This is a genomic window from Salifodinibacter halophilus (assembly GCA_012999515.1).
Taxonomy (GTDB): domain Bacteria; phylum Pseudomonadota; class Gammaproteobacteria; order Nevskiales; family Salinisphaeraceae; genus Salifodinibacter; species Salifodinibacter halophilus.
This window is the reverse complement of the sequence record JABEEB010000050.1, coordinates 1-384: the sequence shown is the minus strand read 5'-3', so window position 1 is coordinate 384 and position 384 is coordinate 1. Positions and strand designations below refer to the sequence as shown.

Below are 384 nucleotides of genomic sequence, written 5' to 3'. Positions count from 1 at the left end.
GACGCCGGTTATCGCGAGCGCCTGGCCCGCGCCGACGCCGCGGCCACGCAAGCCGCGCGCAACGCCTGGCTGCGCGCGGCCGAGCAGCGCCTGCTCAACGACAACGCGGCGATTCCCTTGTACTTCTATACCTCCAAGCACCTGGTGTCGCGGCGCGTGCGCGGGTTCGAACCCAACGCGCTGGACCGCCACGCCAGCCGCTGGCTGAGCCTGACGCCATGACCACGCAACCCGCGCCGTCCCCGCCCGCCCGACCGCGCGCGCATGCGCGCAGCCGCCATCCCGAAGCGCACCGCTCCGAACGCGTGGGCTGGCTGCGCGCGGCGGTGCTCGGCGCCAACGACGGCATCGTCTCGGTCGCAGGGCTAGTGGTCGGCGTCGCCG

The 384-nt window shown here is 74.5% G+C and carries 2 protein-coding genes; both read left to right on the top strand.

The features are described 5' to 3' along the window. On the top strand, positions 1-222 hold a 222-nt coding region (locus HKX41_10630; protein NNC24586.1), incomplete at its 5' end, for a peptide ABC transporter substrate-binding protein. Further along, positions 219-384, top strand: a 166-nt coding sequence (locus HKX41_10625) for a hypothetical protein (protein ID NNC24585.1), incomplete at its 3' end; no start/stop codon positions are given. The genes HKX41_10630 and HKX41_10625, both read left to right, overlap by 4 nt.